General features: G+C 34.2%; 20 protein-coding genes. 15 read left to right on the top strand and 5 right to left on the bottom strand.

The window, feature by feature from the left end:
• The first annotated feature begins 172 nt into the window (after window positions 1–172).
• The 8 genes from HH304_RS08370 to trmB all read left to right on the top strand — a co-directional run bounded on the left by HH304_RS08370 (window position 173) and on the right by trmB (window position 9572).
• Window positions 173–3223, top strand: coding sequence for a tetratricopeptide repeat protein (locus HH304_RS08370; protein ID WP_169680118.1), 3051 nt, complete (start codon window positions 173–175; stop codon window positions 3221–3223).
• Window positions 3224–3230: 7 nt separating this feature from the next.
• A complete protein-coding gene (locus tag HH304_RS08365) occupies window positions 3231–4907 on the top strand; it encodes a TonB-dependent receptor (protein WP_169680116.1) in 1677 nt (558 codons plus the stop codon).
• 123 nt (window positions 4908–5030) lie between these two features.
• Window positions 5031–5681 (top strand): hypothetical protein, encoded by a 651-nt coding sequence (locus HH304_RS08360; protein WP_169680114.1) that lies wholly within the window; start codon window positions 5031–5033, stop codon window positions 5679–5681.
• Window positions 5682–5689: 8 nt separating this feature from the next.
• On the top strand, window positions 5690–6382 hold the full coding sequence (locus HH304_RS08355) for a MotA/TolQ/ExbB proton channel family protein (protein ID WP_169680112.1): 693 nt from the start codon (window positions 5690–5692) through the stop codon (window positions 6380–6382).
• A 2-nt stretch (window positions 6383–6384) separates the two neighbouring features.
• On the top strand, window positions 6385–6780 hold the full coding sequence (locus tag HH304_RS08350) for an ExbD/TolR family protein (protein WP_169680110.1): 396 nt from the start codon (window positions 6385–6387) through the stop codon (window positions 6778–6780).
• A 1-nt stretch (window position 6781) separates the two neighbouring features.
• On the top strand, window positions 6782–7648 hold the full coding sequence (locus HH304_RS08345) for a hypothetical protein (RefSeq protein WP_169680108.1): 867 nt from the start codon (window positions 6782–6784) through the stop codon (window positions 7646–7648).
• Window positions 7649–7684: 36 nt separating this feature from the next.
• Entirely contained in the window at window positions 7685–8932 is a 1248-nt protein-coding gene (locus tag HH304_RS08340) for a bifunctional folylpolyglutamate synthase/dihydrofolate synthase (protein WP_169680106.1), read from the top strand.
• Window positions 8916–9572 carry a tRNA (guanosine(46)-N7)-methyltransferase TrmB gene (gene trmB, locus HH304_RS08335; protein ID WP_169680104.1) on the top strand — a complete coding sequence of 219 codons (657 nt, stop codon included), beginning with the start codon at window positions 8916–8918 and terminating at the stop codon, window positions 9570–9572. The genes HH304_RS08340 and trmB overlap by 17 nt, the downstream gene beginning before the upstream one ends.
• Here the strand turns inward: trmB and HH304_RS08330 are convergent.
• A complete protein-coding gene (locus tag HH304_RS08330) occupies window positions 9569–10324 on the bottom strand; it encodes a sulfite exporter TauE/SafE family protein (protein ID WP_333908748.1) in 756 nt (251 codons plus the stop codon). The two genes, trmB and HH304_RS08330, sit on opposite strands and share 4 nt — an antisense overlap.
• Complete coding sequence (locus HH304_RS08325) at window positions 10321–10830, bottom strand: tellurite resistance TerB family protein (protein ID WP_169680102.1); 510 nt, start codon at window positions 10828–10830, stop codon at window positions 10321–10323. Before HH304_RS08325 ends, HH304_RS08330 begins: the two co-directional genes overlap by 4 nt.
• A 123-nt stretch (window positions 10831–10953) precedes the next feature.
• On the opposite strand from HH304_RS08325, the gene HH304_RS08320 reads away from it, so the two are divergent.
• Both HH304_RS08320 and HH304_RS08315 read left to right on the top strand, forming a co-directional pair.
• Window positions 10954–11337, top strand: coding sequence for a hypothetical protein (locus tag HH304_RS08320; protein WP_169680100.1), 384 nt, complete (start codon window positions 10954–10956; stop codon window positions 11335–11337).
• Window positions 11338–11363: 26 nt separating this feature from the next.
• Entirely contained in the window at window positions 11364–11972 is a 609-nt protein-coding gene (locus HH304_RS08315; protein WP_169680098.1) for a 2OG-Fe(II) oxygenase, read from the top strand.
• Between the two features lie 207 nt (window positions 11973–12179).
• On the opposite strand, the gene HH304_RS08310 is transcribed toward HH304_RS08315, so the two are convergent.
• Window positions 12180–13673 carry a sodium-dependent transporter gene (locus HH304_RS08310; RefSeq protein WP_169680096.1) on the bottom strand — a complete coding sequence of 498 codons (1494 nt, stop codon included), beginning with the start codon at window positions 13671–13673 and terminating at the stop codon, window positions 12180–12182.
• 88 nt (window positions 13674–13761) lie between these two features.
• On the opposite strand from HH304_RS08310, the gene HH304_RS08305 reads away from it, so the two are divergent.
• Complete coding sequence (locus tag HH304_RS08305) at window positions 13762–15135, top strand: GAF domain-containing protein (RefSeq protein WP_169680094.1); 1374 nt, start codon at window positions 13762–13764, stop codon at window positions 15133–15135.
• A 30-nt stretch (window positions 15136–15165) separates the two neighbouring features.
• On the opposite strand, the gene HH304_RS08300 is transcribed toward HH304_RS08305, so the two are convergent.
• Window positions 15166–17670 (bottom strand): PIG-L family deacetylase, encoded by a 2505-nt coding sequence (locus HH304_RS08300; protein WP_169680092.1) that lies wholly within the window; start codon window positions 17668–17670, stop codon window positions 15166–15168.
• A 75-nt stretch (window positions 17671–17745) separates the two neighbouring features.
• On the opposite strand from HH304_RS08300, the gene HH304_RS08295 reads away from it, so the two are divergent.
• A complete protein-coding gene (locus tag HH304_RS08295) occupies window positions 17746–19206 on the top strand; it encodes a M20/M25/M40 family metallo-hydrolase (RefSeq protein ID WP_169680090.1) in 1461 nt (486 codons plus the stop codon).
• On the opposite strand, the gene HH304_RS08290 is transcribed toward HH304_RS08295, so the two are convergent.
• Window positions 19203–19604 (bottom strand): hypothetical protein, encoded by a 402-nt coding sequence (locus HH304_RS08290; protein WP_169680088.1) that lies wholly within the window; start codon window positions 19602–19604, stop codon window positions 19203–19205. The genes HH304_RS08295 and HH304_RS08290 overlap by 4 nt on opposite strands.
• 94 nt (window positions 19605–19698) lie before the next feature.
• Here HH304_RS08290 and lhgO point away from each other — a divergent pair, with 94 nt between their 5' ends.
• The 3 genes from lhgO to HH304_RS08275 all read left to right on the top strand — a co-directional run bounded on the left by lhgO (window position 19699) and on the right by HH304_RS08275 (window position 24832).
• The gene (gene lhgO, locus HH304_RS08285; protein WP_169680086.1) at window positions 19699–20901 is read left to right on the top strand and encodes an L-2-hydroxyglutarate oxidase; all 1203 of its coding nucleotides are present in this window, start codon (window positions 19699–19701) and stop codon (window positions 20899–20901) included.
• A gap of 83 nt (window positions 20902–20984) precedes the next feature.
• Window positions 20985–22943 carry a DUF3857 domain-containing protein gene (locus HH304_RS08280; protein WP_169680084.1) on the top strand — a complete coding sequence of 653 codons (1959 nt, stop codon included), beginning with the start codon at window positions 20985–20987 and terminating at the stop codon, window positions 22941–22943.
• An 11-nt stretch (window positions 22944–22954) separates the two neighbouring features.
• Window positions 22955–24832 (top strand): DUF3857 domain-containing protein, encoded by a 1878-nt coding sequence (locus tag HH304_RS08275; protein WP_169680082.1) that lies wholly within the window; start codon window positions 22955–22957, stop codon window positions 24830–24832.
• Window positions 24833–24919 lie beyond the last annotated feature (87 nt).

The raw sequence follows: 24919 nt of genomic DNA, 5'->3' as shown, positions 1-24919 counted from the left end.
ATAATAATTGATAGTTTAAATGCTGAATATTGCTCAATGACTTTCAATCTTACATATTGAAATATTAAATAGGATTTTTGACGGGAATAAAATATTCTTTATTCTTTTTGTTTCATCTCAATAAAATAATTCAGAATTTTAACTGTTATTTAATCAAAAACAAAAGCATCATATGCATAGAGTTAAAGTCTTTTCAGGACTTCTGATTTTTTTCTTGCTAAATTTTTATGTCAACGCTCAGCAAACACTGTTTTTTACAGATGATGACGGGCCTCTTTTGCAAGCTATTTCACTTTACAATAGTGGTAAATACAATGCCGGAAGAAGTATGCTGGAAAATTATCTTGAAACATCACCAGAGGATAACAACCTTATGGAAGCAAGGTATTATCTGGCTATGTGTGCAATAAAGCTTTACCATGATGATGGTGAGTACCTTCTTAGGCAATTTACAAATAGATATCCTGGCCATCCGTTAGCAAATCAGGCTTTTGTTGAGTTAGGCGATTTTTACTATAGGTCTGGTAAATATGGAAAGGCCGTAACTTATTATAAAAGGGTTAACGCTAATAAATTGAGTCGTGCTACTGCTGTTGAGACAAGGTTCAGGATGGCTTATTCATATTTTAATGAGCAAAAATTTAATGATGCACTTGTTCATTTTGACTATTTAAAGAACTCATCAAACCCTTATACACACGCTGCTCATTATTATAGTGGTTATATTTATTATAGAAATAAAGACTATGATAAAGCTGTAACAGAATTTAAACAGGCTGAATCAGGAGCATCTTATAAAGAAATTGTTCCTTCATTAATTGCTCTTTCATATTATGAGACACAGCAATATGAAGAGTTAATTCAATATGGAGAACAGGTTAATCTGAGTGGAAGAAAAATTCGTAATTCTTCTGATTTCTACCTTTCACTTGCTGAAGCTTATTTTTTTAGTAACCAGAAGGAAAAAGCCCTTGTTTACTATGATAAATTTATAAGCACTAATAAGGGTAAAGTTGATGAGAGAATAGCATTAAGAATAGGAATTGCTAATTATGAAGCTGGCAATTTCGAAACTGCTGTAAATAGATTAAGACCATTAGCTTTAACTGAAGGTGAAATTGGTCAAAGAGCATCATTTTTTCTGGGACTTTGTTACTTGGAATCAGGAAACAAAAATTATGCACCTGCACCTTTAAAAAAGGCATATGAAATGAATAATGATGCGGAAATTAGTAAAGAAGCATTGTTATTATATGCAAAGTTAAATCTTGAACTTGGTAATTTTGACGATGCTATTACCGGACTAGAAGCTTTTAAAGAGCAATATCCTAATGAAGCTACAAAAAATAACGTAAACGATTGGCTTAGTCAGGCTTACCTATATAATAATAACTATCAGGCTGCTTATAATCACCTAAGTAATACAAACTTAAACTCGCCTCAATTAAGAGAGGTTTTTCAACGTGTTACTTATAACCTTGCTGTTGAATCATTTAACAGGAAAGAGGTTGATAAGGCTTTAGGGTTTGCAAACGAATCGATCAGAGTAGGGGCCGATAGAATGCTTACTTCAAAAGCATCATATCTAAAGGGAGAAATTATGGTTCTCAAAGAGAATTATCCTGAAGCAGTAAATGCATACTCAACAGTTTTCAGAAATGAGGATGAATCTTCCGAGTTGTTTCTTGATTCGAGGTATGGAATAGGTTATGCTTATTTTAATGATAAAAAATATGATAAAGCTATAACTCACTTTAAAGTTTACTCATCACTTAATGGTGAAACGGAAGCTCAAAAAAGAAAAATAGCTGATGCAACGCTTAGATTAGGAGATTCATATTATGTGACAAAACAATATTCCAATGCCATTTCCGCATATAATTCATACCTTAACAAATCTACTTTAAATGTTGATTATGCTGCTTTCCAACTTGCGGCATCACAATGGCTTGAGGGAAAGGATAACGATGCTGTTCAATCACTATCAAAATTAGTGCGAAGCTATCCAAATAGTGTTTACAGGGAGGATGCAGCGTTTCAGATAGGGACAATCTTATTCGAAGGAGGTAAATATCAGGAGTCAATTGATGCATTTACAAGATTTTTATCAGGCGCTACAAAACAAGATCTAATTGTTCAGGCACATGTAAAAAGGGCATTAGCTGCTACCAATTTGCAAGATTATGATATGGCCATAAAGGATTATAAAATGGCTGTAAGTAAATATCCTACTTACCCAAGTGCCTATAATGCTTTATTGGGATTACAAGATTTATTAGCTAGAACTGACCAATCTGAACAGTTTGATCAATATCTTAAGATTTACAGGGAGACAAACCCTGAAAACAAACAATTGCTTACAGTAAGATTTGAATCTGCAAAGTCTTTGCTTTATGCAGGAAAGTACCCGGAAGCGATTGGTGCATTTGATGATATTATAAAGGATTACCAGGGTACGACAGAAGCATATGAAGCCCAATACCTTAAAGCAGAAGCATTGAGATATCAAGGGAAGCCAACTGAAGCGATTCTTGCATATCAAAAAGTCATTGAACAAAACAAAACAAATAAGGTAAACCGTGCCAGACAGAAAATAGGTGACCTTCAGCAAGAAAATGGAAACTGGGAGTCTTCAATAGCTGCATATTCAAAATTAGAAAATGACGCTGTAAACAACAGAGAGAAATACGATGCGGTAGAAGGGTTGATGATTGCTTATTACAATACAAACCAATATGATAAGACAATTGAATATGCTGATAAAGCATTGCAAATAGGATCTCCAAAGCCTTCATCAGTAACCATGGCAAATGTTTACAAAGGAAAAGCTTTATTAGGTAAAGGCGAGACAGAAGCTGCTGTAAAAGTATTTGATAACCTTGTTGCAAATGCATCTGATGAATATGCAGCAGAAGCAATGTTTAGAAAAGCTGAAGTGCTGTATAAGTCAAAAAACTACAAAGCGAGTAATGAGATATTATATGAGTTCATAAATAAGTTTGGTGCTTATGATTATTGGCTTGGTAGAAGCTTTATTCTTATTTCTGATAATTTCATAGGCTTGGATGAATTAATACAAGCTGAAGCTACTTTAAATTCAGTGATTGAAAATGCTGAAAATGAAGAGAATGTAGAAATGGCAAATGCTAAACTAGCAGAGCTTAAAGGCTTAGGAAAACAAATTGTAGAAGAGAATTATATTGATACTGACAGTATAAAATAAAATTTTTATGAAGATCAAATCTCAACTGATATATATATTATTATTTTTTTCCGGGTATACTGTTTTTGCACAAGGTACTGACGGTCAGAATAAAAAAGAAGAGACTCAAAGTCAAATTGACCCGACTAACATTGTAATTGAAAAAAATAAGGAGCTTTCTGTACCTAAAGCTTCAAAGATATTTGTTACAGCAGATGAGTCGGAAGCTGATAAAAAAGATTTAAAAGTAAACTATACAATCCCTCAATTGGAAATAAAGCAATTACCGGCTTTGATTCCAATACGTCCGTTAAAAATCAGTCCGGAGAAAATTGAAAAGCTTTATGGTAATTTCATTAAGGCAGGGTTTGGTAATTATTCTACTCCATACTTAAAGGTGCTTATTAACAACAAAAGGAATAACAATTTAATAGTTGGAGGTAGTTTTCTACATAATAGTTCGGGGAAAGGTCCGGAGCCATATGGTAAAAATGCAGCATTCGGAAATACTGATCTGGAGTTAAATGCCAAGTATATGGATAATGGGTATCAGGTTGGTGGTAAATTTATAGGTTCGACAGATACCTACCACTACTACGGCTATAATCCTTCTCTGGAAGTTGATAAAAAAGATATCAAGCAGAATTATAATAATCTTGGCCTTCAAGTGGATTTTGGATCATATCAGGAAAAGAAGGATTTTAATTTTAATTTGAAAGCTAAAGCTAATCGTTTTAACTCGAAGTTTGATGATGTAGAAACTCAGGTGGGTTTAGAGGGTCATGCTGACTGGAATGTTAATGATGAGCAAAATCTGCAAGTAGATTTCGAGCTTTGGCATAGCAAGTTGAAAGATAACTTCAGATCTGATACAAGAAATTTATTTCAGTTTACTCCTTCATATTATTTCCATTGGAACGATTTTAGAATCAGAGCTGGTGTTACAGTAGCTTATGAAGATGATACCTTGGCTGATAATCAAAAGGACCTGAGATTCTTCCCTGTTGTATTTGCCGAATATGATTTGAAGGAGATGATTAGTGTTTATGCCGGAATTTCAGGAGGTGTTGATAAACAAACTTACCAGAATTATGTGTCAGAAAATCCTTATCTAGGCACAGGGCTTGATATCAGACAACAAATAAAGACATTTGAGCTTGACGGTGGAATTAGAGGTCAGAACCAAAACTATGCATACAGTGTTGGTTTTAGAGCAGGGAGCTATCTGAATATGGGATTCTATAAAAATAGTGATGCCGATACATCAAGATTCGAAATTGTATATAATAATGATGCTGTGGCCGTGTTTAATTTTTATGCCAATGGTCGTTATCAGTTTAATGAGAATGGTAATGTCCAGATTTCAATGGATGTATTTAATTATGGTCTTGATGAACTGTTAGGAGCATGGCATAAACCAACGTATAAATTTGATTTGGTAGCACAATATAATTTGTTTGATAAAGTACATCTTGGACTAGGTGCATATTATCTAGGCCAGATTGAAACAATAAATCCGGCCTCTGATACAATAGCAAAACTTGATAATATTTTTGATGTAAATGCCCAGATTTCGTATTTATTTTCACCAAGATTTAGTGCATTTATCGAAGGATATAATTTGTTAAATAAAGATTATCAGCGATATCTGAATTATTCAAATAAGAAAGTTCAGGTATTGGCAGGACTTACTTATAGCTTTTAATTAGGGGTAAATACTTGATTTGGGTTAAAAAAGTGTTTACTTTAGGTTTTTGAGGTATAATTTATTTAAATTAAGTTTACACTCAAACTTTAATTTTTTAAAAACCGTCAGCAAATTTTAATCATGGAGCAAAAGTATAGATCCAAAGATTCTGATTACGGATTACCTGAAAATCAGTCATTCAATCCAATAGACAGAAACAAACCAACTGAACAAACGAGCCAAAAGCAAACACCAAAAGCAACAACAAAGACCACCAAAAAAGATAATTCCAACGGAGGTATTATTGCTCTTGTAGTAATTTTATTATTAGTTGCGGCAGGCTTTGTTATTTATTTCTTCCTTATCAAACCTCAAAATGAGGCAGATAAAATTGCTGCTGCTGAAAAAAGAAGACAGCAGGAATTAGCGGATCAAAAATTGAAAGCTGAGCAAGAAAAACAACGTGAGTTGGAAGCAGAAAGACATAGAGCATTAGACTCTGCAAGACTCGCACAAGAAAATATTCCTGAAGAAGGTACAATCAGTGTACTAAAAAGCAGAACAGGACGTTCATATGTAGTAATAGGAAGTTTCTTTGACAAAGATCAAGCTATGGATTTAGCTGGAAAACGCAAAGAACAAGGATTAACCACTTTTGTAATTGAGCCATATGGTAAAACCAGGTTTTATCGTGTAGCAGCCGAATCTTATGAAACCTACGATGAAGGTATGCAGGGATCAGAAAGTTATAAAAGTGAATACGGATCGGAAGTTTGGGTGTTGAAATATTAAAATAATTTATGAGCTTACTTTTGCAACTGACTCAGGCGACACCTGATTCACTGGCTTTACAGTCGATGTCGTCTGAGGAAACACTAACATTTTTAGAGTTATTACAAAAAGGAGGGTGGTGGTTAGTGCCATTGGTACTTCTGCAACTAGCAGCGGTATACATTTTCTTCGAAAGAATATTTACCATAAAAAGAGCCGACAGGGATTCTGACGATCTGATGGATCGTGTGAGACATTCTGTGATGGCTGGTGATATCACTGGTGCAAAAAGTATTTGTAGTGGTGAAAATACCCCGATTGCAAGAATGATTGAAAAGGGTATTGACCGAATTGGTTCTTCACTTAAAAATATCGAGGTAAGTATAGAGAATGTCGGTAAAATAGAAATCTACAGACTAGAGAAAAACCTTAACCTGTTGGCAACTATAGCCGGGGCAGCTCCTATGCTTGGGTTCCTGGGTACAGTAACAGGTATGATTACGGCCTTCATGGATATTACGAAGATTGAAGGTGCTCTGACACCTCAACAGCTTTCTGCCGGTATTTATGAGGCTTTAATTACAACTGCCTGTGGTTTGTTTATAGGTATTCTGGCTTACTTAGGGTATAACTATTTAGTAGCCAGAGTGTTAAAGGTGGTTCATCGAATGGAGTACACTTCTGTTGAGTTTATTGATCTTTTACAAGAGCCAAATAAATAATTATGGCATTAAAGTCAAAACATAAAGTTGATCCGACATTTAACATGTCATCGATGACTGATGTGGTGTTTTTGCTGCTTATATTCTTTATGCTCACATCAACAGTCGTAGATCCGATGGCATTGCCGGTAAATCTTCCAAAATCAAAAAGTAATACATTCAGTAATCCTGTTATTAAAGTAGCTATTACTAAAGATCTTGAATATTACTTTAATGGTAAAAAATCTTCACGGAGAGAGATAGAGGCATTACTGAGAAATGAAATTGGAAAAACGGAATCTCCAACAGTTTCGTTATATATAGATAAGTCGGTGCCTACAGAGCATTTTGTGGAAATTGCAGGGATAGCGACATCTCTGAAAGCTAAAGTTTCAATAGCGACAACACCAGATAAATAGAATGATTAACAGAGAAGAAGATACAGCCAGAAAAAAAGATAAACAAAAGTCAATGGTGATCACTTTTGTGATTCATAGTGTTCTTTTGATTCTTTTTGCTTTTCTTCTTGCCTGGAAGGAACCTAATCCACCATTGCCTCAATATGGAATTGAAGTTGATATGGGAATGGATGAAATAGGTGGTGGAAGTGATCAGGATGATGTTGAAGCTCCGGAAACTGAAGCTGAAGATGAACCATCTCCAGTTGAAGAGGCAGTAGAAGAACAACCAACCGAAGAACCGGTTGAAGAGGCAGTTGAAGAAACATCCGAACCTGTGGAAACAGAGGTCGTTGAAACTGTAGAAGATGTGACTGATGATAGTGATGCAGTTCCTGTTGAACCTAAACCTAAGGAAACTAAAACCACAGAGACTAAAAAACAACCTGAGAAAGAAACGGTAAAAGCACCTGTTTATCCTGGTACTGATAAAGGAGAGGGTAGCGGCGCTTCTAAAAAGAGTGATGGTGACGATACCGGCCAGCAAGGTGATAAAGGAGATCCGAATAGTGTTGATGAACGCTTTATCTATAAAGGCACTTCCGGTGGCGGTGGCGGTGGACCACAGTTAGAAATTGATGGTTGGGACTGGGACTCCAAGCCTGATAAAAAGGATAAATCCGATCAAGCTGGTCGTATTGTATTTGAATTTTTCATTGATGAAGATGGGTATGTCATCAGAGCTAGAGTTTTAGAAAGCACAGTAAGTCCTGATGTGGTTAGTTTTTATCAAAGACAGCTTGAAGAAACAACATTTCATCAAACAGGAAACCTTCCTCCTAAATCTGAAACGAAAGGAAAGGTTACTTTCATTATTAAAAGCAATTAACTTCTTGTTATCTTTGCACCGTTTTAACTAACGGTGATGAATTACAATCAAATAGAGGAATATCTTTTTGAGCAGCTTCCCATGTATCAACGTGTTGGAAGTGTTGCTTTTAAAAAAGGACTTGATAATATTATTGAGTTTTGCCGTATAATTGGTAATCCTCAAAATAATTTTAAATCCATTCACATTGCAGGAACTAACGGTAAGGGTAGTTCATCACATATGCTGGCTTCTGTCTTGCAAGAGAGCGGGTATAAGACTGGACTGTATACTTCACCACATTTAAAATCATTTAGAGAAAGAGTTAAAATAGACGGCAAAATGATCACCAAGGATTATGTGGTTAATTTTGTCGATAAATACAAAGATGTTACAGCGCATCTGAAGCCTTCATTTTTTGAATGGACTGTAGCTCTTGCTTTTAAATATTTTGAAGAGCAGCAGGTTGATATTGCCGTGATAGAGGTTGGTCTAGGTGGTCGTCTGGATTCTACAAATATAATTACTCCATTGGTATCATTGATTACCAACATTGGTCTGGACCATAAGAATATGCTTGGTAATACCTTGCGGGAGATTGCTGGCGAGAAGGCGGGAATTATAAAACCAGGAGTTCCAGTTGTTGTCAGTGAGTATCAGGAAGAAATAGCTGATATATTCGAGAATAAGGCCAAAGATTGTAATGCTGATTTAACATTTGCCGCTCATAATTATAATTTCGATACACTTCAAAAATATAATCTTGATTTGAAAGGTAAATATCAGCGTAAAAACCTGGCTGGAGTGCTGGCTGTTTCCGAACAGCTTATGAAAATAGGATTTCCCCTATCAAATATAGATAAGGCATTATCAAGTGTTATAATTAATACCGGTTTACAGGGAAGGTGGCAAATTTTATCAGAAAAACCATTTATCGTTTGTGATACGGCGCACAATGTAGAAGGCTTGAGAGAAACCATGGAACAGTTATTAGAGGTTGAAGCTTCTGCATATAGATTGGTGATGGGGTTTGTCTCTGATAAGGCCGTAGAGGAAGTTTTTGAAGTGGTACCTAAAAATGCCGTATATTATTTTTGCACACCAAATGTGCCCAGAGGTTTAAAAGTAGAAGACCTTAAAATGCATGTTTCTGGTGATATTAATGTTAAAGGATACTATAAAACAGTGGATGAGGCTGTAAGTATAGCAAAAAATGATCTAAAAGCCGATGAGGCATTATATATTGGTGGCAGTACTTTTGTTGTCGCCGAACTGAATGAATTAGACTATGAGGAAAAAGCTTAAGCGCTTCGCAGATAATAAAGATAACAAGTTTGTTTTTGAACCGGAAAAACCGGGATATGAAGAAATAAAGGGGAACTGGAATAAGGAATACTTTCAAAATGAATTCCCTATTACTCTTGAATTAGCTTGTGGAAAAGGAGAATATACCACTGGCCTTGCTAAGCATTATCCTGAAAGAAATTTTATTGGCGTAGATATTAAAGGCGATAGAATATGGTATGGTAGTCAGGAAGCTGAAGAAGAAGGATTGAATAATGTTGGGTTTCTTCGTACACAGATTCAATTGCTTGAAAAATTCTTTGTAGAAAATGAGGTTAGAGATATCTGGATTACATTTCCTGATCCAAGACCAAAGAAGCGTGATATCAAACGCAGGCTTACCTCTCCTCGCTTTTTAGATATGTATAAGAAGGTGATGAGCAAAGATGGCTGGGTTTATTTTAAAACGGATAATCCGGGGCTTTTTGATTATACACTTGAAGTTCTGGAAGAAAGGAAAGATATAAAGAACCTGTCTTTTACTCGTGATTTATATCACTCAGAATTTATGGACGAGCACCATGGTATAAAAACCAGGTTTGAAAAGATGTTTTTTGATAAAGGCTTTACAATTAAGTACCTTAAATTTCAATGGGCTTAATAAAACCATAAAGCAATGGCAAGGATTACAAATACTGAAAGAGTGATATACTTTAGGGTTTTGCTTTGAGTGTTTACTGACCATCGGCTTGATACCCAGGCTCCAAGCATATTTCCTGCTGCAAGCCATAAGCCAGCTGTCCATTCAATTTTGATTTGGTAAGCAAAGATTATTAAAGCAACCGCCGTATATACAACATTGACGAACATTTTTAAATTATTAGTTCGGATCAGGTCGAGTTTATTAATTCCGGTAAGAGCTGCCATAATCAGGAAGCCAACTCCTGCCTGTATATAGCCTCCATATATACCAATAAAGAAGAATACAATTATAGATACTATCAGGTTTTTACCTTTTAGTAATGCTTCCTCTGGTTTGTAGTTATGCTTGGTAAACAAAACAGTCAAAAAGACCAATCCAAGCATAAAGACAGAAATAGATTTCTTAAATAAATCCTGATTGATTTCAATGGCTAATTGAGTACCGATTATAGATCCAACCACTGCCGAAGCAGCAATATACCATCCAAATTTACTGACTTTTACTCCCTTACTTCTAAAACCTGCAACACCAGATATACTCTGAAGTAAAACAGCTACACGGTTTGTTGCATTAGCTACAGCAGGAGGGATTCCTATAAACATCATTAGTGGCAAAACAAAAAAACTTCCACCACCTGCGATGACATTTATAAATCCGGCTATTGCTCCGACACCAAATAAAAGTAAATAATCAGTAATAGGTAAACTCACATGGCAAATATAGAAACCTGATTATTTATTCCTGAACTTATTTTATTAAAAATGCTATTATATTCTTCTAATAGGAATGTTAATCTGTTTTTGATATTAAGTTTTGTGATTTGTCCACCAAAATACGATTTTGTTAGAGTTAATAGTTTATTGACTTGAGATTCATCATAACCCCATTTTTCACCGATGAATTCAATTAACCTAACCTCATTAGGATGAATTATTCCATCGGCAATTACTAATGCAAAATAATCGGATAGCTTTTTATTGCCAAACAGACTTTTTTTGGTTTTGATGACTACAGGATTTTGTTTACAGTAGTCAATAATTTCTAAGCCTTCTTCTTCTGTTATACCCAATTGATTACCAATGGATATAATATACTGTTGTTCAATATCATCGAACTTGCCATCAGATAAGGCTAATGCGCATAGGTTCACCAGGTGATTTTTGTTTTGGTTGTAGGTGATCCTTTTCTTGAATGTTCTAAAAAGTGATCTCATCATGATTATATATCCGTTACAGCAATAAAAGGTGACGGTATTTTTATATATTTTCTTTAAATAGTTTACAATTATCGATGAAAGTATTATTTTGGCACATTATCAACTAAACCAAAACATAACATAATGGAATCTAGAGCTTGCAAACTCTGTGGCGATACTATTCGTCCGGGTAGTAGAGCTGACAAGATCTTTTGCACTGATCAATGTCGTAGTTCGTATAATAATAAAGTTTCCTCAAAAGACAATAATTTAATTCGCCGAATTAATAGTCGTCTTCAAAAAAACAGGAGGATATTATCGAAACTTAATCCAAGTGGAAAAACCAAAATCACAAGGGAAAGCCTTATAGCCTATGGGTTTGATTTTTCTTATATAACTAGTATCTACCGTGCGAAAAATGGAAATACTTATGTCTTTGTTTATGACCAGGGCTATATCGATATTGGAGACAATAATTTGATACTTGTTAAAAACCAGAGGATAGTAGAGAATATTTCTATATATTGATTACTTTCGCTTTCATTTTATGAAAAGTGACAAGTAAGGTTGACTTTCTGCCTTTGATTGATACGGTTATTGATCAAGGCTATGCGATCTGTGATAATTTTTTGACGGATCCCGAATTAACAACTCTGAGAGAACTTCTAAGGAATCAATATTCTGAAGGAGAATTTAAAGAAGCAAAGATAGGAGATAGATTTCATCAGACTAAAATCAAAAGTATTAGAAAAGATGAAATATTGTGGTTGAGTAAAGGCGAATTCCCTGAGACAGAATGTTTTTATAATGAAATTGACCGACTTGTAGAGACTTTAAATCGTTATTGCTTTTTAAGCATCAATGATTACGAGTTCCATTTTGCGGTTTATCCTCCGGGAGCATTTTACAAAAAGCATCTTGATCAATTTAAAACAAATGATGGCAGGTTAATGACAGTTATTTGTTATTTAAATGAAAATTGGGATTCATCGTTTGGAGGTGAGCTTATGATTTATCCGGGAGATGATTCAAAGACAATAGCTCCGTTACCAGGGAGGTTGGTACTTTTTAAGAGTGATGAGTTGCCTCATGAAGTATTGAAAACTAATAAAGATCGATTTTCTATTACCGGGTGGTTAAAACATAAGCATACCCCTTTATAGGTTAATGGTCTTTTAATTATGTTTCATCGTGTTAAATGGTGTATTCATCTAATTGCTTGGTTTGATTATTTAATTATGAGATATCTTTGAAGTGCAAGTAGAATCAAGTATATCTTTCTTTCCATAGCTGGTTAAAAAGATGCCCGGAGCTCATTCGGGCTTTTTTTTTGCCTAAAAAAATAAAGGCCTCATCAGAGGCCTTTTCATTTATAGAATTTTGAATTTTTCACTTATAAATCTATTTAGGAGTAGTCCACTGATCACTACCAGTGCCCATTGTGTAATTACCGTTGCATTACTATACACATCAATAATATTCCACATCCCTTCAGCATTAAACCAAGGGTAGGAGCTATACCCTCTGGATAACCACCACCAAATAAGGATAACTCCTAAACCAATATTAATGAACATCGAAGCTGAATAATATATATTCGGAAGTTTTAGGTCTGAATCCGGGTCGATCATTTCATTTTTTACTTTCAATACACCTTTTCTGATTGTTGGGAAAATAATAAATAGTCCACTGATAATTAGGCCAACACCCCATACCCAATCTTGATTGTTGAAAAAGTCCAAAGACCATGCACTTGGAAATCCAAAGATAACACAACACCCTGCTGCAGATAAAACTGCTTTCTTTCTATCAAAACCAAGATCGGTCAGAGTTTTTATAAACAGCTCAATCATCGGAAGTAAGCTACTAAATGCTGCAAGGAAAAAGGCTCCAAAAAACACCACACACAATACTGGTCCTCCTGGAATAGAGAAAAACAGTTTGGGGATAATTGTAAAAGTTAAAGCCTGATTTCCGCTTTGTAAGTAACTAATTGCTTCTGCTTCAGAAGTACTAAGTGCAAAAACCGAAGGAATAATTGCCATTCCTGCTAAGATTGAAGCAACATTATTCCCTAAACTACTAAAGACTATGTTAAGAGATACATCTTCCTTGGTTCGGGAATAGGCCGATAATGTCATTATAAGTCCCCATCCGGCACCAGTTGACCAGGCACTTTGAGATAATGCCTCTATCCATACTTTAGGCTCGTAGAAATACTTAGTGTTAATACCAAACATATACTTTATCCCAATTTCACCACCATCCATATTCAATGCAATAACTGATATTATTATAAGAAGAATGAAAAGGGAAGGGATTAATATTTTATTTGCTTTTTCAAGACCATTTTTAACTCCTTTTATTAGCACAAAAACGGCCATTGCCAAAGCAAAAACATGAAGTCCGACAGTAATGAAATTATTATTAGATATATTCTCCCAATAAGATGTTACTTGTTCTTGTGTAGCTAAGTTTTTTAATTCAGCACCATTAAAATACTGAATCATATAATCAATTGAGAATCCCAGGTATTGTAAACTCCAGGCAGTTACTACGGAATAATAAAAAGCAATTCCAAGTGTACAGATTGTAATGAAATAGCCCATCCAGGCATATTTCTTTCCTGCGAATTCGGTATAAGATCCAATGACAGATCGTTTGAATTTTTTACCAATACTAAATTCGGTTAAAAGAATTGGAATAGACCAAATGAATAAAAAAAACATCCATAAAATAATAAATGTACCTCCGTATTCACCTGCTAATCTTGGGAATCTCCAAAGATTACCTGCTCCTACAGCCATTGCCAGTGCCGCCAGGATAATACCCCAACGATTACTGAACTCTTCTTTTTGCGACATAAAAAATAGGTTTTAAATGTTCTTTATTGTTATATTGTTAATACTTTTTGATTTTTGAAGTTACTAAGATTATAATTTTTTAGCCCAAATGAAATTACAGGACATACTAAAGTGGGGAATAAATCCTGATCAACCGAGGTTTTTGAAAAGAAAAGTTTACCAAGCTAATATTACCGGGTTGATTTTAACGTTTTTTGTGTCATTACCCTTTACCTTGATTTCTACACGAAGCTTAATGCCGATAATTAAATTGCCTATAGCAGGGATTTTTCTTTCGGTTCTTTCGGTGTTGTTAAATAGGTTTGGAATGATTTATATCAGTAGAATAATTATTTCGCTGGTTCCAATCACCTTATCTTCCGTAGTAGGTGCATACATTGTAGAAGCAGGAAATCCTCCGATGACAGGACTTTCAATGCTTTCTCTGGCATTTTTGTTTATCCCTTTCATTGTATTTGATATACGGGAAAAGGGATATCTATTTGCTTGTGCTGGAATTTGCATAGCCATGATTCTTGGTTTTGATTTTCTGAACTCCATTTTTGAAATTGATCTGGACAGAACTGAATTAGCCAAAGGAAACCTGACCAGAATTGCTGTACTAATTTCTGTTGTATTTGCTGTTGGAATTATTCTGACTTTACTTATTGAAAACAGGCATTCGGAAGAGATTTCACTGAAATACATCAATGAGAGTAAGGAAATTGCTAAGAAAATGGAAGAATCAGAGCATAAAGCAAAGGAAAATCTTAAAGAAATTGAAGCGGTTAGACAAAATGAAAAACGGCAGCAGTGGGCTGTTCAGGGACTTGCTGAGGTTACAGAACTCTTACGTGGTCATTATGGCTTGAGGGACTTATGTGATAAAATTATCGCTTTTGTAGTCGATTATATGCAAGCGAATCAAGGGACAATGTATTTGTTAGAAGCAGGTGATACCGAAAAAGATAGTGTTTTAAATCTATATGCAACATATGCCTACAACAGGAAGAAATTTGAAGAAGGTAAAATAACGCCAGGTCAGGGATTAGTTGGTCAGGCTTTTATTGAGAAGGAGGTAATTCATTTAAAAGAAATACCTCAGAATTATGTTAAAATAACTTCAGGGTTAGGTGAGGCTACTCCTAATAGTATAATAATTGTTCCAATGATTTTTAATGAGCAAGTTGAAGGGATAATAGAAATAGCTTCTTTTAATGAATTTGATGAATATCAGATTGAGTTTGTTAAAAAGCTAGGAGAATCAATCGCTTCAAGTTTGAAGGATATAAAAATCAACGAATCTAACAAGGAACTTCTGGAGCAAGCAAGACAGCAGGAAGAAGAAATGAAGGCTCAGGAAGAAGAAATGAGACAGAATATGGAAGAGCTTGCTGCTACTCAGGAAGAAATGATTCGAAAAGAAAAACTTTATTTAAAACAGATAGAAGATCTCCAGAATAAACTGGAATTAGTAAAATAAAAAAAGGAGGTTCATTTGAACCTCCTTTTTTTATGGCTTGTCGGCTGCAGTATCAAATCCTATTAGATTAATAAATAATCGATAGGCTCCCGGAACTCCAGCTGGTAATTCCCTGAAAAATGATAGTCCGGTATATATGTAATGACCTTTACCATAATTTGCGATAAGTAAACTGCCTTCCAAAGGACCTTCATCTTGATCATTCATGCTTAACATTGGGGTGTAGTTGTTATCCCATGAAGAAGGAAAATATAATCCTCTTTCCTGTACCCAATTATTGAAATCTTCATTTGTAATTTTATTGGGCTTGTTTAATGCAGGGTGATCCTTGTGTAAAATTGTTACCGGAGAATCTTCATTAGTTACTCTATCTCTTGATATACTTATAGGATATGGGCCAGGGCTTGGTACACTCAATCCATATGAAGTGTTGTATTGAACAATAGCAGTTCCTCCATTCTCGACAAAAGTATATATCTTATCCATCGATCTGGATAACTCCGGAAGGGTATTCAATGCTCTGACACCTAATATAATAACATCATAAGGGATGTTTTTACCTCCATTAAGGTCTTCAACACCAATCAATTTAACATCCATTCCAACTTCACTTAATAACTCCGGTATTTCATCTCCGGCACCCATTATATATCCGACTTTTACATCTGGAACAGTTATGTCAACAGCTGAAATTGTCATTTTGGAGGCTTTTACATCTATTTGATTTGGTATATGGTCATACTCTACAAAAAGCGTGTAGTCTTTAAAGCTTCTTGTACCCGTAATAAACTCAAAGCTTACATTATCTTGCATGAAGTCTGTTGGCTTTTTAGCACTAATGGTAAAATCAAATGACTTTATTCTCTCAACTCCATTAGTGTTATAATTTATCTCTTTTTGGTTAGCTGTTATGCCATCTGGTAAATTGATTTTAACAGTGCCTGAAGGAATAGGGGACTCAGACGATAATGTTACTGTAACGGTTCTACTTTTATTCACAGGTAAAACCATCACTTTTTGATCAGGTTCAATATTAATTTCAGGAATAATGTGAAGCGGTTGAATTACTTTCCCCTTAACTCTATCTGTAGTGTGATAGGTAATAGGAACCATTAGATTAATTTGTTCTTTATTTATGCTAAGAGTTAGACTAGCATTATATCGAGGTTCATTTTCAGGCTTACCTATTAAATTATAGCTTTCTACATCAAAATTAGCATCAGTCTGGTTTCCATTTAGCCAATATGGATCAGTGTAAGCTTCATTTTCAGAAATAACAAATGAAGATTTAAATGTAAATGGTTTGTTTGGACTTAGAAGACCAGTTCTTTCATTCGAAGAACCAGGTAGATCAATATTAACTATTTTAATTTCCTTTTCTGATCTGTTTACTGCTTCAAAATCAATGTTAACTGTATCTCCGGGAGAAAAATATGCTTTGTCAGTATGAACACCTACATAAAGCCCCAGACATTCAATAATTATATTGTCAATTTGGGATAATTTATCTTTAACCTTTTGATTAGATGAGTTTAATTTTTTGATATTATCTTTTAATGAAATCAACTCTTCAACAGAATTCCCCGGATTAAGGGCATCAAAGTCCTTAATTATTTGTTCAATTTCATTTTCAATTTGAGGGGCTCCAAAGTCTTTCCACGAAGTTTTAATTCCGGAATATAAATCACCATTTGTTGTGCCTTTCTTAGTTTCTACAGGTACTAACCACTCAAATGATTCACCTCTTGCCCCAGAAGAACCAAATCCTTGTGATTTGTGCATACTTCTGCTTCTGCCGGCGATTTCCTCGATAGATTCACCCATCGAAGGTAAATAATGTCCAACATCTACCTTAACTAAATTAGTTGTATCAAATTCCTCATTTCTACCTCGGTAAAACCATGGACTGGTATTCCAGTAAATCTTTTTTGGCTGCCAGGTATCAACAAATTTCAATTGTTCAGGATATGTATTAGGGTCAGATGCTAGGTCAAAGGCTTCTCGAGCTATTATAGCGCTTCCGGTATGATGTCCATGGGTTATTCCAGGTGTTTCCGGAAAGCGAGTAATAATAATGTCCGGTTGAAATTTTCTGATAACATAAATTGCATCACTAAGAACTTTATCTTTATCCCACTTACTAAATGTTTCTGTAGGATTTTTTGAATAACCGAAATCATTTGCTGAAGAGAAAAACTGTCTTCCACCATCAGTTTTTCGCGCAGCAATTAATTCCTGTGTTCTGATTAGTCCAAGGCCATCTCTTATTTCCGGTCCAATCAAGTTTTGACCACCGTCACCCCTTGTCATTGAAAGGTATCCAGTTTCAAAGTGCTTGTATCTTGCAAAGTATGTAATTAGCCGGGTGTTTTCATCATCGGGGTGAGCTGCAACATATAATACTTTTACAAATGAATTTAATCCCTTTATTTCATCAACAATTTGTGAGGATGGCTGGGGAGATATTATCTGGTTATGTTGGGCAAATAATGAAGCCGTAAAGGATGTTAAAAAAAATAAAAACAGTCTTTTCATTTCTATCTGTTCAGTTTGAAGTTTGTAATTTACCAAACCTTGTTTATTATTGGGAATTCTTACAAAGCTAAATTCATGAGAAAGCGAGTCAAGGTTTTTTACGTTCTTTTGGTGGTGTTTGTTTTGACCATACTCATATTGCTGGTGAAGACTTTTATGTTTACTTCACAGCAACCTGTTGCATTTTCTGTTGAAAGAAAATCTATTGACACACAAGATTTAGAAAGTTTATCTGAGCTATTGAAGTTAGAAACTATCGCTTCATCAGACAGAAAGTCTGAAGATAGTTCTGATTTTGATTTAGTTCTACCATGGATTAGAAATAATTACCCGCTAATAAGTTCAAATTGTGATATTCAAATAATTAATAATTCAGGTGTTTTAATCAAAGTAGAAGGTAAGGATTCTGGCTTATCACCAGATCTATTGGCAGCTCATATTGATGTGGTCCCGATACCTGAAAATCAGCTTGAATTATGGAATAAGTCTCCTTATGGAGGAGAATATGATTCCGAATTTGTTTATGGTAGAGGTACTCTCGATGATAAAGGATCCGCATTTGCTATACTGGAAGCAGTTGAAGAGTTACTAAAGAATAATGGTAAACCTATACGTACTACCTATTTAGCATTCGGATTTGATGAGGAAACCGGAGGAACAAACGGAGCTATGGCTATCGCCAAATATTTTTCTGATTCAGGTATTAAATTAAATATGGCTTTGGATGAAGGTTCTGTGGTTACTAAAGGTATTGTTCCAGGGTTAGCTAAAAATGCAGCAATCATTGGAATTGCAGAGAAAGGTTATGTGACCTTCAAACTTGAGTCAGTAGCTGAAGCTGGGCATTCATCTATGCCTGCACGAGATAATGCTGTAAATAAACTTGTTGAAGTGCTGGAGAAAATCAGGAAGGAACCTTTCAAAGCTCGATTATCAAAGCCTCTAAAGGCCTTTATTCAATATTTAGGGCCTGAGATGCCTTTTCCGGAGAAAATGGTTTTTGCCAACACATGGTTATTTGATGACTTATTAATTTCTACCTATGAAGCTATACCATCAGGAAATGCAATGGTAAGAACTACATCAGCAGTAACAATTATAGATGCAGGAGTAAAAGATAACGTAGTTCCTTCTAGTGCCAGTGCTACTATTAATTTTAGAATATTACCTGGAGATAATATCGATGCGATTGAGAAATATTTAAAACATGTAATTGGAGAATCTGATGTTCGCTTAACCCGATATGATGAATTTGCTAAGGAGCCAAGTAAAGTATCTTCTCACGAATCTGACTCATATCAAAGGGTGGCTAGTGTTATTGCTGGAACATTTGATAATACAGTAGTAGTTCCGGGATTAGTAATCGCCGGAACTGATGGGAGACATTATGAATCTATAGCTGAAAATGTTTATCGTTTTTCGCCGTTTGTTCTTGAAAGTGAGGATCTTGAACGAATTCATGGTAACAATGAACGCATTAGTATCGAAAACCTGAATTCTGCAAAAACATTTTTCTATAACCTACTTATTAATTAATAAGCATCTATTTCGATGTCATCTCTGATGGTAGAGTAACCTACATGTTCCCAAATGGTAGCATCAAGGTGAATATTGCCGTCACTGATATAGCCGCTTCCTTGGATATCGAAAGGTCCGATCTCTTGGTATGGAATATTAATTCGTGAACCGTTTAGGTATGCTTCAACAACAATGTCAGCATTGTAAAAATTCTCTATAAATATGACGTCATCCGGGCCATTTATATGTGGTTGATCAATATAAATTGAGTATCTGAAATATTCATCATAATGATGACTGTATTCATCAACTCTGTAATGCCCACTAAGATTATACAGTGGCTCGTCTATATAAATGTTACAAGACGATAATGAAACTATTAATAAAAATGAATAAAATAGTAATGATCGCTTCATGATTATAGATGTTTTTTTCAGAGTATGGCAAAAGTTATACCAACTTTTTTATGATAGTTTGATACGGTGTATATTCGCATAAAATTTTGACAGAATGGAAAAATACGATATTGTAGTCATCGGTGGTGGAATTGTAGGACTGGCAACAGCATATCAGCTTAGTTTAAAAAAGCCTGATTTGAAGATTGGACTTTTAGAAAAAGAAGAGTCATTGGCAAGTCACCAAACAGGTCATAACAGTGGAGTGATACATTCAGGTTTATATTATAAGCCAGGTAGTCTAAAGGCTAAAAATTGCGTTGATGGCTATAATAGATTAATTCAATTCTGTGATGAAAATGATATTAAATATGAGCTTTGTGGTAAAATAGTTGTTGCTACGGATGCTTTTCAGATACCTCAACTTGATACATTACAGTCCAGAGGGGCTCAAAATGGTCTTGAAGGTATAAAACGGCTAATTAGGGAGCAACTACATGAATATGAGCCACATGTAGCAGGACTTGCCGGATTATATGTACCTCAGACTGGGATAATAGATTATAAGGAAGTTGCCCAAAAATATGCCGAGAAGTTTAAGGAAAATGGAGGCGAAATTAAGCTGGGTCATAAAGTGGTTAATATTGTTTCTAGAGGGGAATCAAAGATAGTTCAAACATATAAAGGAGATATTGAGACTGGGATGATCGTTAATTGTGCAGGACTTTATTCGGATAAAATAGCACGAATGACGGGGCAGCAACTAAATGTTAAGATCATCCCATTCAGAGGAGAATATTTCGAGTTGAAACCGGAAAAACACAACCTGGTTAAAAACCTAATTTATCCTGTTCCAGATCCAAACTTCCCATTTCTTGGAGTTCACTTTACAAGAATGATAAATGGAGGAATAGAAGCAGGGCCAAACGCAGTACTTGCATTTAAAAGAGAAGGATACACAAAGTCGGATATCGATATTCCAGAACTTGTAGAATCACTTACATGGCCTGGCTTTATTAAAGTAGCTTCAAAGTACTGGAAAACAGGTTTTGGCGAAATGTATCGTTCATTTAGTAAATCTGCATTTACCAATGCATTACAGAAACTTATGCCAGAATTACAGGAGTCAGATCTTATTCCAGGCGGGGCAGGAGTGAGAGCTCAAGCATGTGATAAAGATGGAGGTTTAATTGATGATTTCTTGATCTTAGAAACAAAAGGAGTTGTTAATGTATGCAATGCACCATCTCCTGCAGCAACATCTTCATTGGCAATTGGAAATACCGTAGCAGATAAAGTTGTATTACAACTTGCATAGAGTTCATGAAAAAAATATTTTGATATTTTAGTGTTAATTGTTTTCTTGCAATCCTAAAATTATCAACTATAATATTTTTTTTCATGAAGAGAATTTTAATTTTTCTGCTTTTTGCAGGAATATCAAATGTTTTATTCTCCCAAAGCAAACCTAAAATAGGTAGAATCAATGCAGATGATTGGAATATTGCAAATTTGGATTCGCTTAAAAAGGTTTGTGATGCTGTAATTTTAAGTAATATAGGACTTTCAAGAATCGACCATATTTCTTCTAAAGGATGGATGCTTGAATATAGTTATTATGTAAAGGTATTAATTCTTAATAATGATGGAGTTGATAAATTCGGGAATATTGACATTGTTTATAATCAAAATGATGATGTGTCAATTAAAGGATATACTTACTCAAAAGATAAATCCAATAAAATTACAGAACAAAAGTTTACGACCAGGGATGCTTCATTTACAGAATATACTACCTTCCGGGATAATTTGATTCTTCATATACCTGGGTTAAAGAAAAATAGTATTCTTGAATATGAGATTAGTATTAGAACTGGAAATATAGCTAATGTGAGAGATTGGGAGTTTCAGAAAGAAGATCCGGTATTATTAAGTGAGTATACTACAATCATACCAGAATTTTTTGATTTTAAAGCTTTTTACCAAGGTTCATATCCGGTAAATATTGATAAAGGCAGTGGTGTATCTACAATCAATATGACTAATTATTCAGAAACCTATTCTTATGAAAAAAGTGTTTATTCTACTCAAAATCTTCCAGGTGTTCCAGATGAGGATTATACTTCAATAAAATCTAATTCATTTACTAAGTATAGATTTGAAATCCGAGGTTACAGGGACTTCATCGGTGGGTATCATGCCTTAGGTACAGACTATAATAATATTATTGAGGGGCAATTGTTTGATGATAGCAATTTCATTCAATATAAAAAAAACAATGCTTTTCTTGATGAAGTTTTGGGAAGTGTTAGCATTGAAAAATCAATTGATGGAGCAAATACGATTCTTAAACTAATTAGTAGAAGTATAGCCTGGAATAAGCAAACAGGATGGTTGTCTCCATATAAAACGTATAGAAAATTAATTAATGATAAAAATGGATCTGCAGCTGATATTAATAATTTATTGATTGGTGCATATAGAAGAGCAGGATTTACCGCTTATCCTGTATTATTAAGTACAAGGAAGAATGGACTGGTGAATCCTTTTGTTCCATTATTAAGCAATTTTAATTATGTTATTTGTTTAGTAGTGATAGATGGAAAATATATTCTGGTTGATGCAACTGAACCTTCCGCACCATTTGGAATGCTACCACTAAGATGTATCAATGGTAAAGGATTAATTGTTACTGATGATGCAGTTGAACAATGGATTGATCTTAGAAATTATACAAAGGCAGAGACTTTAACCTCTTCAACAATAAAAATTAACCTTGAAAACAATTCACTAGATAAAACTATCCTTAGAAAACGAAAAGGTATAGACTTAATAAATTTTGCTACAGGTCTTGACTCATTAAAATTTGTAGAAGAATTTGCAGATAAGTATACTTCAGAATTTTCCGGATCAGAAATAAAAAGTCATAAAATAGGTATAGAGGGGTATGAGGCAATTCAAGAAGTTGAGGTTTCTAATCCATTATTGGTTGCTAACAATGCTATATATATATCACCATTTGAAGACTTTATATATAAGAAAAACCCTTTTAATAAAGAAAAAAGGTATCAGGCGATAGATTTTATAAGTCCATGGAAAAAAATATATATGGCTACCATTGATGTACCTGAAGGTTATATCGTAGAAACAGAACTTGAGTCTAAAATATTCACGACACCAGATAAAAAATTTGTTTTTAAAATAAATTCAATTCAGAATGGTAATAAACTTAGCTTGATAGCTACAGTAATTATTGAAGAATCCTATTTTCTTCCAAATCAATATCCTGATATTCGGTTATTTTTTGATACTATAGAAAGAGAATTATCTAAACAGGTAATGCTAGTTAACGAAGTTTAAACTTATAGTTTATGCAAAGATTTTTAATATTTATTATTTCTTTTTTATGCATCCAGTTATATGGGTATTCAAATTATGACAGGAAAGTAAATGCTTCAATAAGTATGCATGAAAAAGTAGTTGTAAATAATGATGGATCCTTTTATGTTGAAACAACAAGGGAAGTGAAAGTCCTTAATAGGCATGGAGTAAAGTATGCTCAAGGATTTTTTAGATATGGTGATTTATATGAAGTTGAAGGAATAGAAGGGGAAGTTATTTATAATGGTAAATCACAGAAAATAAAAAACCGAGATTTTTTTGACGTATCCGCTGACCATGGCGGAGACATAAGTGGAGAAAGAATCTTATTTTATGAACCAGCTTTACCTACCTATCCCTATACTGTAAGATTTAGTTACACCATTAAATGTAACTCATTATATTTTTTAAGTGGATTAGGGGCTTGGTCACCATTAAGTTATGAAGATGTAAAGGTTAGTAAACATGAGTATGAATTTTATAAAAATCATAATTATGATATTGATTTTAAATTAAATGGGGATCGGAATCTATATACTGTCAATGAGTCACCTCAGAAGGTTCACATTACTATGGAGAATTATATTGCAGATAAAGAAAAAAAACTTTATGTGCCGGGTTTAGACCAAAACCCACAATTTATACCATTACCAAAGGAATTTGTGTTTGAAGGAACCACAGTGAATATGTACACATGGCAAGATTATGGTAATTGGTATTATAAACTAAATAAAGGTAGAGACGAATTAACTGAAGAATTTACGAACAAAATAAATGAATTAATAAAGAATGTTGATTCGGATATTGAGAAAGTCAATATTCTTTATAAATACCTTCAAAATAATACCAGATATGTAAGTATCCAATTGGGAATTGGTGGATGGCAATCAATGCCTGCCAAAATGGTTGCTGAAAAAGGATATGGAGATTGTAAAGGATTATCATCTCTAATGAAAGGAATGCTGAAGGTAGCTGGAATAGAATCTAATTACGTGCTTGTAGGAGCTACTTATAATAAAATGTATCAGGAATTTGATGAAGATAACCCAAATAATAATTTTAATCATGTTTTTTTAGTTGTACCAATGGAAAATGACTCTTTATGGTTAGAGTGTACCAGTTCAAATACAAATATTAATTATGAAGGATTTCATACTGGAAATAGAAAGGCTCTTTTTGTTAAGGAGAATGATTCACAATTAATTAATACTCCTAAGTTTACCTATGAAGAAAATTCAGAAGAACTGAAGATCTTTTTTGATATTTCAAATACTGAACAAAGATTTGATATTATGACTACTCTGAAGGGTAATCAAGCTTACCTGATGAATTTAAATAATGATTATTATACAGAAATAAATGAACATAAAGTCCGGTTTCGTAGAAGGCTTCCTTTTCAGGTATCTAAATTAGAGGGATTTGAAATTGAAAACGTAGGGGAATATAATCCTGAGTTTAATATTAAAATGAATGGAATAAGCTCTGGTCTAATGGTGTCAGCAGGTTCAAATAGAATAATCAGACCATTATTGATCTGTAAACTTGATGAGCGGTATAAGGTAGATGAAGGCTATAGTCGAAAATTTCATATTGGAACACGTAAACAAGAAATTGCGAATGTCATAATTAAATTGCCTGAAGGATATACTTTGGCAGAAATCCCTGAAAATGAGTCATTAGCTTGTGCTGCAGGAACTTATGAAGTAAAATATGAATTAAAGAATGGTGAATTACACATATTTAGAAAAGTAAGATTCAGTGGAGATGTTTTTGAGCCATCTGAGGTTGACGTTGTCAACAATTTTTATAATCAAGTTCACAAAAGTGATAATAAATCGCTTATTTTAGTGAATAATGGAAAAAGCTGATAACAATATACCGATATTTAAATCTTGGAAGGGCTGGTATGCCCTTCTTTTGTTTGTATTGATTTTAGAAGTAATCGTGTTTTATTT

The organism is Marinigracilibium pacificum (genome assembly GCF_012926615.1).
Classification (GTDB): Bacteria; Bacteroidota; Bacteroidia; order Cytophagales; family Cyclobacteriaceae; genus Mangrovivirga; species Mangrovivirga pacifica.
The sequence above is the reverse complement of the archived record's forward strand: the minus strand, read 5'-3'. Positions and strand labels throughout refer to the sequence as shown.

Excerpts from the sequence above, each read along its gene's own strand:
- HH304_RS08275 (WP_169680082.1), top strand. The coding sequence starts at position 22,955 with ATGCAAAGATTTTTAATATTTATTATTTCTTTTTTATGCATCCAGTTA.
- HH304_RS08295 (WP_169680090.1), top strand. The coding sequence starts at position 17,746 with ATGAGAAAGCGAGTCAAGGTTTTTTACGTTCTTTTGGTGGTGTTTGTT.
- HH304_RS08325 (WP_169680102.1), bottom strand. The coding sequence starts at position 10,830 with ATGATGAGATCACTTTTTAGAACATTCAAGAAAAGGATCACCTACAAC.
- HH304_RS08280 (WP_169680084.1), top strand. The coding sequence starts at position 20,985 with ATGAAGAGAATTTTAATTTTTCTGCTTTTTGCAGGAATATCAAATGTT.
- HH304_RS08290 (WP_169680088.1), bottom strand. The coding sequence starts at position 19,604 with ATGAAGCGATCATTACTATTTTATTCATTTTTATTAATAGTTTCATTA.
- HH304_RS08300 (WP_169680092.1), bottom strand. The coding sequence starts at position 17,670 with ATGAAAAGACTGTTTTTATTTTTTTTAACATCCTTTACGGCTTCATTA.
- HH304_RS08305 (WP_169680094.1), top strand. The coding sequence starts at position 13,762 with ATGAAATTACAGGACATACTAAAGTGGGGAATAAATCCTGATCAACCG.
- trmB (WP_169680104.1), top strand. The coding sequence starts at position 8,916 with ATGAGGAAAAAGCTTAAGCGCTTCGCAGATAATAAAGATAACAAGTTT.
- HH304_RS08370 (WP_169680118.1), top strand. The coding sequence starts at position 173 with ATGCATAGAGTTAAAGTCTTTTCAGGACTTCTGATTTTTTTCTTGCTA.
- HH304_RS08360 (WP_169680114.1), top strand. The coding sequence starts at position 5,031 with ATGGAGCAAAAGTATAGATCCAAAGATTCTGATTACGGATTACCTGAA.
- HH304_RS08340 (WP_169680106.1), top strand. The coding sequence starts at position 7,685 with ATGAATTACAATCAAATAGAGGAATATCTTTTTGAGCAGCTTCCCATG.
- HH304_RS08365 (WP_169680116.1), top strand. The coding sequence starts at position 3,231 with ATGAAGATCAAATCTCAACTGATATATATATTATTATTTTTTTCCGGG.
- HH304_RS08310 (WP_169680096.1), bottom strand. The coding sequence starts at position 13,673 with ATGTCGCAAAAAGAAGAGTTCAGTAATCGTTGGGGTATTATCCTGGCG.
- HH304_RS08320 (WP_169680100.1), top strand. The coding sequence starts at position 10,954 with ATGGAATCTAGAGCTTGCAAACTCTGTGGCGATACTATTCGTCCGGGT.
- lhgO (WP_169680086.1), top strand. The coding sequence starts at position 19,699 with ATGGAAAAATACGATATTGTAGTCATCGGTGGTGGAATTGTAGGACTG.
- HH304_RS08355 (WP_169680112.1), top strand. The coding sequence starts at position 5,690 with ATGAGCTTACTTTTGCAACTGACTCAGGCGACACCTGATTCACTGGCT.
- HH304_RS08345 (WP_169680108.1), top strand. The coding sequence starts at position 6,782 with ATGATTAACAGAGAAGAAGATACAGCCAGAAAAAAAGATAAACAAAAG.
- HH304_RS08350 (WP_169680110.1), top strand. The coding sequence starts at position 6,385 with ATGGCATTAAAGTCAAAACATAAAGTTGATCCGACATTTAACATGTCA.